Origin of the sequence: Cupriavidus sp. 2KB_3 (genome assembly GCF_052115685.1) — a bacterium.
GTDB lineage: Bacteria > Pseudomonadota > Gammaproteobacteria > Burkholderiales > Burkholderiaceae > Cupriavidus > Cupriavidus campinensis.
The window spans coordinates 26,917-40,864 of record NZ_JBFRHD010000016.1 but is presented as its reverse complement, the minus strand read 5'-3'; the positions used below and the strand labels follow the sequence as shown (position 1 = coordinate 40,864).

Genomic DNA, 13,948 nt, shown 5'->3' with positions numbered 1-13,948 from the left:
ATCGGGGACGGTTTTCCGGGACGTTTTCAGCGCCCGGAGCTCCCTCGCACCGCCCCGAAGTTACACACCCCACACCTTCCACTTCGGGCGGGTGGCCTTCAGACTGGCCTCCGCCTTGGCGTACAGCGGGCGGGTGCGGCCCTTGTCCGCGCCGAGGTTACGGGCGCGTTCGAACCAGCCCAGCGCCGTCTCGCGCTGGCCCATGCCCAGCGCCGCCAGCACCGCGTGCAGCCAGGTTTCGGCGTCCCAGTCGGCGCGGGCGGCGAAGGCCAGCTGGAAGTCGGTCAGCGCTTCCGGAAACTGCTCCATCTCCGTCAGCAGCCGGGCCCGCTGGGCGCGCGGCGCGGCCTGGTCGGCCGGATCGCCCTCGGTCAGCGACACCGCCCGCTCGAACAGCGGCAGCGCGCGGGCCGGCTCGGCCAGTTCGTGCCAGATCTGGCCGAAGCGGTTGAACAGCCACGCGTCCTCCACCAGCAGCGAGCGGCGTTGCAGGGCTTCGAGCTCACCCAGGGCGTCGATCTTGTCGTGCTCGTCCATCGCCGCCATGCCCGCCTGCAGCAACGCCGCATAGTGGGCACGGGCGTGCGCCATGGCGTGTGCGCCGGCGGTGCGGGCCTCCACCGGCAGCGCGTCCAGCCGCGCATCCATATGGGTGATGGCGGCGCGTGCGGACTCGGTGGCATCGCGCCCGCCCAGCGCGCGCCAGGCGGCTACCAGCCGGCTGAACGCCCACGTCACATCGGCCGGATTGCGCTCCACCGGATAGCGGTTCAGCACCTCGCCGGCCAGTTCCACCACCTGCTTGTGCTGGCCCGCCGACGCATGGGCATCGAGCAGGTCGATCCAATGGTCGATGAAATCGCTCGCGGCCATGCCCTTGTGATGCAGCGCCACTTTTTCCTCGACATGGGCGGCATCGGCCGGCAGCAGGCGCGCCGTGAGCCGGCACAGCAGCGAGTACAGGTGCGGGTCGGCGTTGCCGCCGTGGCCGTCGGCATCGCCCTCGCCTGTGGAAAAGTAGGCTTCGAAGCGCTCCAGCCCCTTGCGGCAGGTAGCCTCCAGCATCGGCTTCAGGGCCGACTCGGACGCCGGCACCTCGTCGATGAACGCGCCCAGCGCCGTGGCGGCGTGAAAGTAGGCGGCGCCGTCGTCGGCATCGGCAGTCATGGCGAAACCTTGCCAGGCCGGCGGCGTACCCGGCGCTGCGTCGGCAGACTGATGGCGCCAGGTCAGGTCGCGCACCTGCGCCTGCGGGTCGGGCCGCTGACGCAGGTAGGTGGCCAGGTCGTCCAGCGCGCCGGCGCGGTCGCTGCCCAGTCGCAGCGGCGCGCGCAGCCGGCGCGCCTCGGGGTGATCGGGGTGCTCGGCCAGGACGCGCTCGGCCTCCATGCCCGCCATGGCATCGCCGGCTTCCGGCGTCAGGTCGAGCAATTCGGGGGAATCGAGGGCGATGCGGGCCAGGCAGATGCGCATCAGCGGCTCGCCAAGCTGGCTGGCGGCGTCGGCACGGTCCACGTAGTCCTGCACCAGCGGCAGGATATCGGCGGCGCCGAGATCCGGCGCGCGATACAGCAGGTCATGCCAATAGCGGCCCGCGCGGGCGAAATCGTTGAGCCGGAAGGCGACGAAGCCGGCGTAGAAATGGGCGGCCCACTCGCCCGACGCCAGCCCGTTGCGGCGCGCGGCCTCGTGGAGCCACGGCAACGCCTCGGCGTCCTGCCCCTGGCGCATCAGCAGCGTGCCGTAAAGATGGGCGAGCGCACCGCGCGACGCCCAGCGGTGCACCGGCGCCAGCGGCAGCTCGGGCAGACGGGCCATGGCGGCCTCCAGCGCGGCCAGCGCGCCAGGCACATCGCCCTGATCCGCATGCAGTTGCGCCTGCAGCGCGGCGTAGTCGACCACTTCGGGGTGGGCCTCGCAAAGCTGGTCGGCGATCTGTAGCGCCTCGGCGTGGCGCCCGGCATTGGCTAGCGCAATCGCGTGCTCATAACTGACTTCCTGCACGGACGGCTCCTATGGAAAAAGTATGCAAAAGCGCGATTATGCGCCAACGCCGGGAAAGACCATGGGAAGAACAGCGGGGGAAACCCATCCGCATTGGCATAAAAAACGCCACCCCGGGGGGTGGCGTGAGTCCCGCGGGCGCGCCGGCCGGAGGAAAGCCAGCCGGCGGCCCTGTGTCTTGCGCAGTCAGGGCTTACTTGCCGCCCACCGTTTCCAGCACGGTCCACTTGCCGTCCACGACCTTGTAAACGGTAATGCCGCCGTCCTTCAGGTCACCGCGGGCGTCATAGGCCAGCGTCTTGGTGGTCACGCCCTGCATGTTGGTCGCGGCCAGTACCGGCAGGTAACGCGCCGGGTCAGCCGAGCCGGCCTTGATCATCGCCGTCATCATGGCGGTGGCGCCGTCATAGGCGTACGGCGAGTAGGTCTGCACCTTGCCGCCGAAGCGCTTTTCGTACTTCTTCTCGTACGCGGCGCCGCCCGGCATCTGGTCCAGCGGCAGGCCGGCCAGCGACACCACCGTGCCATCGGCCGCCGAGCCGGCCAGCTTCAGGAAGTTGTCGGTCTTCGACATTTCGCCCGACACCAGCGGCGCCTTCAGGCCCAGTTCCTTGACCTGCTTGGCCATCGGGGCCGATTGGGTCTCGGCGCCGCCGTAGAAGATCACGTCCGGGTTGCTGCGCTTCAGGTTGGTCAGCACGGCCTTGAAGTCCACCGCCTTGTCGTTGGTGAACTCGCGGCGCACGATCTTGCCGCCGGCGGCCTTGGCGGCCTTCTCGAACTCGTCAGCCAGACCCTGGCCGTAGGCGGTGCGGTCATCGACGATGGCGATGTTCTTGGCACCCAGCTTCTTCACCACGAAGGCGCCGATCACCGAACCCTGCTGGGTATCGGACGTCATCATGCGGAACGTGGTCTTGAAGCCCTGGCGCGTGTACTCGGGGGCCGTGGCCATGGCGATCTGGGGAATGCCGGCGCGGTTGTAGACCATCGACGCCGGGATGCTGGTGCCCGAATTGAAGTGGCCGAGCATGCCCTGGATGCCCGAGTCCACCAGCTTCTGGGCCACCACGGAACCCGTCTTCGGATCTGCCTGGTCATCTTCCGAGACCAGCACGAACTTGACATCCTTGCCGCCGATCTTCGGCTTGGTGGCGTTCATGTCCTCGATGGCGAGGACCACGCCGTTCTGCATGTCCTTGCCGTACTGCGCCTGGCCGCCGGTCATCGGGGCGGCGAAGCCCAGCTTGATTTCCTGCGCCTGCGCGAAGGCAGCCTGCGCGGCGGTCAGGCCTGCAACGGCCATGGCAACGGTCATGGCCGTTTTTTGGAATGTCGAGCTCATCAGTTCTCCTTGGGTCCCATAGGGTGCTTAGGGTGCCGTGTTGTGGCTGCGCGGCCGGCCTCCGGCGCGCATCGCGGACCGGCGTTGGCAGCACCGCTCCGTTCCTCGGTTGCGCGGCGGGGTCGGGATCACCGGCCCCCACCGCACGCATCGACAACCGATCAACTAAGGACTTGCTTAATACTTAGCCGATCGTCATCAGACTTGCATTGCCGCCCGCTGCCGCCGTGTTGACGGACAGCGAACGCTCGATCAACAAACGCTCCAGCGCGACATTCGGTTCACCGTGAGCCAACCCCTGCACGCCGACGATGGGACCGGGCCGCTGGGCCACCTGTTCGCAGACGGTACGCAGCTGGTCGGAATCGCCGTGGTGCAGCACCGCGTCGAAAGCGGCGTCCGCGGCCTGCGCATCTTGCCAGTTGGCGGCCAGGCGGACGCGCGATTGTACTGCCTGGGGCAGGCGCGACAGCAAGCCCTTGTTTGCAGTGGTGTCTGGCCACAACGCCTGGGCGCCCACGGCCAGTACGGCGGCCAGTTGGGTGAGCAGGTCCGCCTCGTGCTGGGCCAGGCACAGCACCCGCTCGCGCGGCAGCAGCGAGTAGGTGTTGCGCTCGCCGGTGGGGCCGGGCAGCGTCACGGCCAGCCCGGACGGGCTCGCCTCGGCAAAGCGGTCGCAGGCGGCGGCCAGTTCGGGCTGCTGGCCCTGCGCCCACGCCTTCAGCGCGGCCAGGCCGGACGAAACCGGCGCAACCTGCGCCCCGCCGTTGGTATCGGCGCTACGCACGGTGCGGGCCACGGCGTCCTGCGGGCACACCGACAGCAGGCGGTGCAGGTAGAGCGGGCCGCCCGCCTTGGGGCCGGTGCCGGACAGGCCCTCGCCACCAAACGGCTGCACGCCGACCACTGCACCAACAATGTTGCGATTCACATACAGGTTACCCACATGGGCACGATCCACGATGCGGGCGATGGTTTCGTCGATCCGCGTATGGATGCCCAGCGTCAGGCCATAGCCGGTGCCGTTGATCTGGTCGATCATCGTGTCGAGCGCGGCACGCGGGTAGCGCACCACGTGCAGCACCGGGCCGAAGACCTCGCGTTGCAACTCATCAAGGCTCTCCAGCTCGATCAGCGTGGGCGGCACGAAGGTGCCGTGGCGGCAGGCGGCAGACTGCGCGGCACCCGGATCGGCCTGATGCACGCGGCGGCCCTTGGCGCGCATCGCCTCGATATGGCGGACGATGCCGGTACGCGCTTCGTCGTCGATCACGGGGCCGACGTCGGTCGAGAGGCGGTCCGGGTTGGCCAGCGTCAGCTCGCCCATGGCGCCCTTGAGCATTTCCAGGATGCGGTCGGCCACGTCTTCCTGCAGGCACAGCACGCGCAGCGCGGAGCAGCGCTGGCCGGCCGAGTCGAAGGCGGAGGACACCACGTCCGCCACCACCTGCTCGGCCAGCGCGGACGAATCCACGATCATCGCGTTCTGGCCGCCGGTTTCGGCGATCAGCGGGATCGGACGGCCGGCGGCGTCCAGACGGCCAGCCACGTTGCGTTGCAGCAGGCGCGCCACCTCGGTGGAGCCGGTGAACATCACGCCCTTGACGCGGGCATCGCCCACCAGCATGGCGCCGACGGTCTCGCCGCGGCCCGGCAGCAGTTGCACGGCACCAGCCGGCACGCCGGCCTCGCGCAGCAGGCGCACGGCCTGGGCGGCGATCAGCGGGGTCTGCTCGGCCGGCTTGGCCAGCACCGGGTTGCCAGCGGCCAGCGCGGCAGCCACCTGGCCGGCGAAGATCGCCAGCGGGAAGTTCCACGGGCTGATGCAGACCACCGGGCCCAGCGGGCGATGGGTATCGTTCGAGAAGCCCTCCCGCACCTGCACCGCGTAGTAGCGCAGGAAGTCCACGGCCTCGCGCACTTCGGCAATCGCGTTCGAGAAGGTCTTGCCGGCCTCGCGCATGATGGTGCCCATCAGCGACTGCATCTGGGCTTCCATCAGGTCTGCGGCGCGCTCCAGGGCGGCGGCGCGCACCTCGGGCGGCGTGGCCTGCCAGATCGGCGCCACGTTGACGGCGGCGGCCAGCGCGGCCTCGATCTCGTCCGGCGTGGCTTCGCTGACGTGGCCCACCACGTCGCGGTGGTCGGCCGGGTTCAGCACCGGGGCGAACACGGCGTCGGCGCGGGGTACATCGCCGCCCAGCAGCGGCTCGGCGCGCACGGTCTCGCTGGTGCCGGCCAGCAGTGCCGACGACAGCGACGCCAGCCGGTGCTCGTTCGACAGATCGATACCGATCGAATTGGCGCGCGACTTGCCATACAGCGCACGCGGATGCGGGATGCGCGGGTGCGGCAGGCCGAGCGTGCCTTCGGTCTTGTGCATCTGCTCGACCACGGCCACCGGGTCGCCCACCAGCTCGTCGAGGGCGATGGTGTCGTCGGCAATCCGGTTCACGAACGACGTATTTGCGCCATTTTCGAGCAGACGGCGGACCAGATAGGCCAGCAGCGTTTCATGCGTGCCCACCGGCGCGTAGATCCGGCAAGGCCGGTTGAACTTGCCCTCGGCAAGGGGGCCCACCACCTGGTCGTACAGCGGCTCGCCCATGCCGTGCAGGCACTGGAACTCGTACTGGCCGGGGTAGTAGTTCTGGCCGGCGATCTGGTAGATCGCCGAAAGCGTGTGCGCGTTGTGCGTGGCGAACTGGGGATAAATCGCATCGGGCACGGACAGCAGCTTGCGCGCGCAGGCGATGTACGACACATCGGTGTACACCTTGCGCGTGTAGACCGGATAGCCCTCCAGGCCATCCACCTGCCCGCGCTTGATCTCGCTATCCCAATAGGCGCCCTTGACCAGGCGGATCATCAGGCGGTGCCGGCTGCGGCGCGCGAGGTCGATCACATAGTCGATCACGAACGGGCAGCGCTTCTGGTAACCCTGCACCACGAAGCCGATGCCGTTCCAGCCGGCGAGGTCGGGTTCGAAGCAGAGGCGTTCGAGGAGGTCGAGCGAGATTTCGAGGCGGTCGGCCTCTTCCGCATCGATATTGATGCCGATGTCGTACTGGCGCGCCAGCATCGTCAGGGACTTCAGGCGGCCGTAGAGCTCCGAGATCACGCGCTCGTGCTGGGCGCGGCTGTAGCGCGGATGCAGCGCGGACAGCTTGATCGAGATGCCCGGGCCCTCGTAGATGCCCCGGCCGCGCGAAGCCTGGCCGATGGCGTGGATTGCCTGCTCGTAGGAGGCCAGGTAGCGCTGGGCGTCGGCCTCGGTCATGGCGGCTTCGCCGAGCATGTCGTACGAGTAGCGGAAGCCTTCGGCCTCGTATTTCCGGGCGTTGGCGAGCGCCTCGGAGATGGTCTCGCCGGTGACGAACTGCTCGCCCATCAGGCGCATGGCCATGTCCACGCCCTTGCGGATCAGCGGCTCGCCGCCCTTGCCGATGATGCGCGTCAGCGCCTTCGACAGCCCGGACTCGGTATGCGTGGCCACCAGCTTGCCGGTCAGCAGCAGGCCCCAGGTGGCGGCGTTGACGAACAGCGACGGGCTCTGGCCCAGGTGCGACTGCCAGTTGGCGCCGCTGATCTTGTCGCGGATCAGTGCGTCGCGCGTGGCCTTGTCGGGAATGCGCAGCAGCGCTTCGGCCAGACACATCAGCGCCACGCCTTCCTGCGACGACAGCGAAAACTCCTGGATCAGGCCCTGCACCAGCCCTTCGCGGCCGGTGCCGACCTTCTGCTCGCGCAGGCGCTGGGCCAGCGTCTTGGCCATCTTGATCGCGGCATCGGCCTGTTGCTGCGGCAGGCGGGCCTGCTCCAGCAGCACGGGTACGCAATCGGTTTCCGGGCGACGATAGGCCGAAGTAATCGCAGCGCGCAGCACGGACTGCGGCTGGATGCTCTGGGCGAATTCGAGGAAGGGCTGTGGGGCGGCATCGCCCGGTTGCACCTCGGTATCACCGCCGTCGGCGTCCGCGCCGGCGCTGAACCCGCCTTCGTGCGGCAGATGGCCGCACTCGACCTGCTCCAGATACGTGAAGATCGCCTGCTTGATCAGCCAGTGCGGGGTGCGGTCGATCGATTGGGCAACGCGTTTGAGGCGGTCGCGCGAGGCGTCGTCCAGCTTGACGCCGAGGGTGGTGGTGGCCATGCGAGCAGTTCTCCGAAAAGCGGGGGGAAGCGGCCACGCGGTCCGCGCGCGGTGCGCACGCGAGCCCCGGCCGCTTCAGGGCTGCCGCGATATTACTCTCGGAAAAACTGTAGGTGCAACCTAGTGCAACCCCTTAGCCTGCCAAGCGATGCGCCGGTTGCACCACTACAACGCTTCGCATCCTGTTCAGATCCGCAGCGGGTCGATCTCCAACTGCCAGCGCACCCCCTTCACGGCGCTGCCGACCTCGCCAAATGTTTGTACCCACTCGCTCACAAACCGTTGCAGCACCGGGCGTGCGCTCGCTTCTACCAGCATCTGCGCACGCTCCTTGTTGAAGATACGCACCATCGACATCGGCACCGGGTCGTGGAGTTGCACCTCCGGCGCCAGGGCGCAGGCATCGGCCCGCTCACGCGCGGCCTGGAGGAAGGCCAGCGCTCGTTCGAGCTGGCCATGCTCGGCCGTGACCAGCACTTGATAGGCGAACGGCGGCAGGCTGGCCTGACGGCGCTCGCGCAACTGGCTGGCGGCAAATCCATCATAGTCATGCCGGACCAGCGCCTGCAACGCCGGGGCGTCCGGGTAGCGGGTCTGGATGAGAACTTCGCCCGGCAACCCGGCGCGCCCCGCGCGGCCGGACACCTGCATCAGCGACGCGAACAGGTGCTCGGCGGCGCGGAAGTCGTGGCTGAACATCGCGGCGTCCGGGTGGACGATGCCGACCAGCGTCACGCGCTGGAAGTCATGGCCCTTGGCTACCATCTGCGTGCCCACCAGGATGTCGACCTCGCCCGCGTGGACTTCATCGAACATGGCCTGCGCGGTGCCCTTGCGGCGCGTGGAGTCGGCGTCGATCCGGGCGATGCGGGCGTCCGGAAAACGCGTGGCGAGGGCCTCCTCGATGCGCTGCGTCCCGCGCCCAAGTGGCGCGATATCGACATTTCCGCAGTCGGGGCAGTGATGCGGCACCGGCGATTCCAGGCCGCAGTGATGGCAACGCAGCCGGCGCTCCGGCCGATGCAGCACCAGGTACGCCGAGCAGCGCGGGCATCCGGAGAGCCAGCCGCAGCTGTCGCAGGCCAGCACCGGCGCATAGCCACGCCGGTTCAGGAACAGCAGGCTTTGCTGGCCGCGCTCCAGCCGTTGCTGGATGGCGTCCAGCAACGGCACGGAGAGCCCTTCGAACAGATGGCGCTGGCGCTGCCGCTCGTGATTCAGGTCGATCAGCCGCACAGTGGGCAGCGCGGCGTCCGCCTGGGCGCGCTCGCGCAGCACGATCTTGCGGTAGGCGCCCTGCTCCGCGCGGTGCCAGGTCTCCATGGAGGGCGTGGCGGAGCCCAGCACGATGCCGATCTTCAACTGGTTGGCGCGCCAGACGGCCAGGTCGCGCGCCGAGTAGCGCAGCCCTTCCTGCTGCTTGTATGACGTATCGTGCTCTTCATCGACGACGATCAGCCGCAAGTGCGGCATCGACGCCAGCACGGCCATCCGCGTACCCAGCACGATGCGCGCCTCACCGCGATGGGCGGCGAGCCATTGCAGACTGCGCTCCTGATCGGCCAGCCCGCTGTGGAGCACGGCCAGCGGCTCATGCGGGAAGCGGGCGGCAATGCGGGCCTGGAGCTGCGGCGTGAGATTGATCTCAGGCACGAGCATCAGGATCTGCGCGGCGGGGTCGGCGGCCAGCAGGCTCGCCATGGCGTGCAGGTAGACCTCGGTCTTGCCGCTGCCGGTGACGCCATGCAGCAGGAACGGCGCGAAGCCTTCGGCGCCGGCGATGGCGTCCACGGCCTGCCGCTGTTCGTCGTGGAGGGGCGGCGCGACAGAGGGTGACTGGTCCGGCGCAATATCGAGCAGCCTGCGGGCAGCAATCGACGATTCGATCCAGCCGGCCGCCTCCCATTCGGCCAGCCGGGCGGGAGCGGCGGTGCAGAGCGCGCGGGCGTCGGCCAGCCCGATCCATTCCGGCGTTCCAGCCAGTGCGGCGGCCAGCGCGTGGGCGGTGCGGGCGCGCGAGGGTACAGCGGCTAACAAGGCGTCGCCCTGCCCGTCGCGTACCCGGTACTGCGTGCTTTGAGCGCGTTGGCCGAGGCGGTCCCACGTCTCGGCCTCGCGCAGCGAGGGCGGCAGCGCGGGCAGCATGACCTCGCCCAGCCGGCGGTGGTAGTAGCGCGCCGCAAAACGGGCCAGCGCCATCCATTCGGCGTTCAGTGGGGGCATCCAGCCGATATGGCGCTCCACCGGGCGCAGGCGGTCAGCGGGGACATCGCTGCCGTCGGCCATCTCCACGGCCACGCCGACCATGCTGCGTCGGCCAAATGGCACGACTACGAGGTCACCGGGGGCCACGCCGTGTGCGGCCACGTAGTCGAAGCAATCGTCAGCCGGGGTATCGAGCGCCACGCGCACGATTGGCGCCGGCGTCGGGGTGGGCTCCGGGGCGGCTTTCAATGTCTGTGATGTTTGCACGACGTCCAGTGCCGAGGGGGTCATCGACGAACCCCCGACTGGTGCAGTCCAAATGCGCAACCGTTGTGCATGCGACGCATGGTCGACACCATGAGAAAAGTCTGTGTGCGGCGCAACATCAACTTAAAGTAAAACTTCAAATGTGACCCTAAGTCGATGATCCATGGATGGTTTTCCACCTCCCCCGGAGTGCCTGTGGATAACTTTGTTGAAAAGTCGCGCCAACTTCCCCGGAAGGCGCTTAAATCCACGGTTCCATCGCTGCCGGCGGCTCGCTTGAAGAAGATTCAAAGCCTTATGAATCAAGGACTTGCGAAGATCCCCCAACTGAGTTAAGGGGTAACCCGCTCGTGCACTGCCGCAAACCTATCAGTGTGCATAAGTCAAGCCTTGACAACGACCCATCGGCACCTTTTTGGAGACAAATCAAAAAATAGTTTACTTGACAGCCCTTGGCGTGAGCCTCCCCGTGCACAAGGCCGGCGCACGGACCCGCGTCGCTGCGACGCGGGGTATTTCAAACGGCCGACAGACTGTGTTACCGCGCGCCGCGCAGGGCGCGACTGTAACGATGCACTTCGTCCACCAGCACGGAAACGCTCTCGGGCGGCGTGAACTGCGAGATGCCATGGCCGAGGTTGAACACGTGCCCGTCACTGCCGCCACCGGCGGCGTAGGCGTCGAGAACGCCACGCACCTGTTCACGGATAGCCGCTTCGGGCGCGAACAGCACGGTCGGATCGATATTCCCCTGCAAGGCCACCTGCCCGCCCGCGCGGCGACGGGCCTGGGCGAGGTTCACGGTCCAGTCGAGGCCGATGGCATCGGGACCGATCTCGGCGATCTGCTCGAGCCAGTGGCCGCCGCCCTTCGTAAAGACAATCGCCGGAATCTGCTGGCCCTCGTGCTCGCGCTTGAGGCCGGCCAGCACGCGCCGCATGTACTCGAGCGAGAAACGCTGGTACATGCCATCGGCCAGCGCGCCGCCCCAGGTATCGAACACCATGACGGCCTGCGCGCCCGCCTCGATCTGGGCGTTCAGGTAGGCGGACACGGCCTGCGCGTTGATGTCGAGGATGCGATGCATCAGGTCCGGGCGGCCGTACATCATCGCCTTGACCGTGCGGAAGTCGTCCGAACCGCCGCCTTCGACCATGTAGCAGGCCAGCGTCCACGGGCTGCCCGAGAAGCCGATCAGCGGCACGCGCTGGCGGCCGTCCTGGATCAGCGCGCGGCGGATCTCGCTTACGGCGTCGAAAACGTATTGCAGGGACGCCATGTCCGGCACGGCGAGCCTGGCCACATCGCCTTCGGTGCGCAGCGGGTGTGCGAAGCGCGGGCCTTCGCCTTGGGCGAACGACAGGCCGAGGCCCATCGCGTCGGGCACGGTGAGGATGTCCGAGAACAGGATTGCGGCGTCGAGCGGATAGCGGTCGAGCGGCTGAAGCGTCACTTCCGTTGCGTAGGCCGGATTCTTCGCCAGCCCGAGGAAGCTGCCCGCGCGAGCGCGCGTGGCATTGTATTCGGGCAGGTAGCGGCCCGCCTGGCGCATCAGCCACAGCGGCGTGTACTCAGTGGGTTGCCGGCGCAGCGCGCGCAGGAAGGTATCGTTCTGCAATGCGGTCATGGTCATCCTCTCAAGACCGCCATTCTAAGGGATGGCCGCCGCCGCACGCTGTTCGGGAAAGATGTCACGCATCGTCGAAGATGCCGACGAAGGCCTGCGCGGCACGGCGCATCCACTCGCGGGCGCGCGGCGCGTCCGGTTGCAGGCGGGCGAAGCCGTGGGTCATGCCGCTGGCCTCGATCGTGACGACCATGGCGTCGTGGCGCACGAGGAAATCCGCGTAGGCAAGGCCGTCATCGCGCAATACGTCGTTGGCGGCCACCAGCACCACGCTGGCCGGCGGCAGCCGCGACGGCGCGGTGGCCATCAAATGGATGCGTGGGTCAGTGGTCTCGGGGCCACGGGTCAGGGCGTCGGCGCCGATGAACTGGGTCCAGAACCAGGCCATCTCGTCACGCGTCAGGCCAGGGCCATCGGCGAAGGCGCGGTAGCTCTCCGTGGTCAGCAGCGGCGCGGTAACCGGATAGATCAGCAGCTGCGCGTTGACGACTGGCGCGCCAGCGGTGGCATTGACCTCGCGGGCGGCCAAGGCGGCGAGGTGTCCACCCGCGCTGTCGCCGGCCACGGCGAGGAAGTCGGGGTCGACGTCGAGCGCTTCGCGCATCGTCGCCAGCGCGCGGACGGCGTTGATGGCGTCATCGCACGGTGCGGGAAAAGCGTGTTCTGGCGCGAGCCGATAGTCGACACTGGCCACCGCGCAGCCCGTGTCTTCGGCCAGCAAGGCGGCCACTGTGTTGTGAGTGCGCGGCGAGCCGACCACCCAGCCACCGCCGTGAAAATAGACGATCAGGCGCGGGCGGGGCACATCGACAGGACGGAACAGGCGCACGGGCAGCGGTGCCGCACCTGTCTCGAGCGCGATGTCGGTGACGCCCATCCCCGCTGGGTCATCGATCAATGACTGCGCGGCCACCTCGTCGAAGCGGGCGCGGCGTGCGGACGCATCAACGGGTACGGGCTGGCCGGCGTACTGCTCGGCCATGCGTTGGTAATAGGCGAGAATCTGGGGATCGATGGCCATGGCGCGTCGTGGAAAATCTAAACTGGCGCCAGTGTAATCGCCCGTCGGGCGGGCGGCGAAGGAAACAAAGCGGCGAAGGGTGCGCTTGAACCGTATCGAATCGTAACGCTAGAGGCGCTAGCGAACACAGTTTTAAAGCGGGAGTTTTCTTTATCCCCAAAAAGTGGGGCATACGGATTATGTATTCGCAGAAAACCTAATGCATTCAGTAGCCTAGCACTTAAATGTCTTAACATTGGCTTGCCGGAGCCACATCGATCTGTGTGCAGATTGCGCCTCGAACGGCGCATAAAAGCGGCTAAAACGCCGGATTTTTACTCGCCGGGCTTTCAACTACTTGCAAAACGATACATTTTGTTACTGCCATCCCCAGAAGTTTCCCCCACAATGCATTGACACACCGAACGCTGGTGTGAAGTGTCCCCACCCGTAAAGCATTGAAAAATAAGGGGATGCGGAAGAAAGCCTGAAAGAGTTTGCTTGGCAGTATCCCGATTTTCCGGACCAGCAAGTCAGAACTTGCCGATCCGGAGCACCAGGAAAGACCGATCGGCGCGTGGCTTGAGTTTCCCCGGATGTGATGTCGGGGGCTCGCCAAGAGATGCGGAGAGAAGACTCCGATGCGCTCGTGAGTAAATCCTGGACCGAACCCGTTCCTTCGAATTGACCCCTCGAAGGGATTTTCCCGTCCGCGCGGAGCCTCCCCGGCCCGCGCGCTTTTTTTTGTGGTCCAGGCAAGAAAATATAGCGCCCGCCGAACAAAAAAGGCAGCCACATGGCTGCCTTTTTCCATGGCGCACCGAAAAAACAACAGGTGCGCCAGTCCTACTTAACTGCTTACTTCTTACGACGCAGACGGGCGATGGCTGCCAGCTGCGCAGCGGCCACGGCCAGCTCGCTCTGCGCGCGCGCCAGATCCAGGTCGCTGCCCTGGTTCTGCATCAGTTCCTCGGCCGCACGCTTGGCGTCCCGCGCCTTGGCCTCGTCCAGGTCGCTACCGCGGATGGCGGTATCGGCCAGCACGGTCACGTGCTTCGGCTGGACTTCGAGAATGCCGCCGGCAACGAACACGAACTCTTCGCTACCGTCTTCCTTCTCGATGCGCACCGCACCCGGCTGGATGCGGGTGATCAGCGGCGTGTGGCCCGGCAGGATACCCAGTTCACCCGTCTCGCCCGGCAACGCCACGAACTTCGCCTGACCGGAGAAGATCGACGCTTCCGCGCTGACGACGTCTACAAGAATGGTTGCCATATCAGATCCTTTCTCCTGAAAGCGTTAGCTTCCCGATACCAGGAAGCAAGTTTTCGCCTCCACGCGGGCCGC

The 13,948-nt window shown here is 67.2% G+C and carries 7 protein-coding genes; all 7 read right to left on the bottom strand.

Going from position 1 to position 13,948, the window contains the following annotated elements:
* Positions 1–60 precede the first annotated feature (60 nt).
* The 7 genes from AB4120_RS17785 to AB4120_RS17755 all read right to left on the bottom strand — a co-directional run bounded on the left by AB4120_RS17785 (position 61) and on the right by AB4120_RS17755 (position 13,876).
* The gene (locus AB4120_RS17785) at positions 61–2,004 is read right to left on the bottom strand and encodes a hypothetical protein (protein ID WP_149137094.1); all 1,944 of its coding nucleotides are present in this window, start codon (positions 2,002–2,004) and stop codon (positions 61–63) included.
* Positions 2,005–2,197: 193 nt separating this feature from the next.
* The gene (locus AB4120_RS17780; protein ID WP_149137093.1) at positions 2,198–3,349 is read right to left on the bottom strand and encodes a branched-chain amino acid ABC transporter substrate-binding protein; all 1,152 of its coding nucleotides are present in this window, start codon (positions 3,347–3,349) and stop codon (positions 2,198–2,200) included.
* A 184-nt stretch (positions 3,350–3,533) separates the two neighbouring features.
* Positions 3,534–7,502 (bottom strand): trifunctional transcriptional regulator/proline dehydrogenase/L-glutamate gamma-semialdehyde dehydrogenase, encoded by a 3,969-nt coding sequence (gene putA / locus AB4120_RS17775; protein WP_441642647.1) that lies wholly within the window; start codon positions 7,500–7,502, stop codon positions 3,534–3,536.
* Between the two features lie 186 nt (positions 7,503–7,688).
* Positions 7,689–9,998: a primosomal protein N' gene (locus tag AB4120_RS17770; protein ID WP_149137091.1), complete on the bottom strand. Its 2,310-nt coding sequence runs from the start codon at positions 9,996–9,998 to the stop codon at positions 7,689–7,691.
* A gap of 514 nt (positions 9,999–10,512) precedes the next feature.
* Complete coding sequence (gene hemE, locus AB4120_RS17765) at positions 10,513–11,601, bottom strand: uroporphyrinogen decarboxylase (protein WP_441642646.1); 1,089 nt, start codon at positions 11,599–11,601, stop codon at positions 10,513–10,515.
* A gap of 64 nt (positions 11,602–11,665) precedes the next feature.
* Positions 11,666–12,622, bottom strand: coding sequence for an alpha/beta hydrolase (locus tag AB4120_RS17760; RefSeq protein ID WP_441642645.1), 957 nt, complete (start codon positions 12,620–12,622; stop codon positions 11,666–11,668).
* Between the two features lie 837 nt (positions 12,623–13,459).
* Entirely contained in the window at positions 13,460–13,876 is a 417-nt protein-coding gene (locus AB4120_RS17755) for a F0F1 ATP synthase subunit epsilon (RefSeq protein ID WP_144203370.1), read from the bottom strand.
* Between the last annotated feature and the right edge of the window lie 72 nt (positions 13,877–13,948).

Coding starts and splice junctions, on each gene's coding strand:
- AB4120_RS17760 (WP_441642645.1), bottom strand. CDS start 12,622: ATGGCCATCGATCCCCAGATTCTCGCCTATTACCAACGCATGGCCGAG.
- hemE (WP_441642646.1), bottom strand. CDS start 11,601: ATGACCGCATTGCAGAACGATACCTTCCTGCGCGCGCTGCGCCGGCAA.
- putA (WP_441642647.1), bottom strand. CDS start 7,502: ATGGCCACCACCACCCTCGGCGTCAAGCTGGACGACGCCTCGCGCGAC.
- AB4120_RS17755 (WP_144203370.1), bottom strand. CDS start 13,876: ATGGCAACCATTCTTGTAGACGTCGTCAGCGCGGAAGCGTCGATCTTC.
- AB4120_RS17770 (WP_149137091.1), bottom strand. CDS start 9,998: ATGACCCCCTCGGCACTGGACGTCGTGCAAACATCACAGACATTGAAA.
- AB4120_RS17780 (WP_149137093.1), bottom strand. CDS start 3,349: ATGAGCTCGACATTCCAAAAAACGGCCATGACCGTTGCCATGGCCGTT.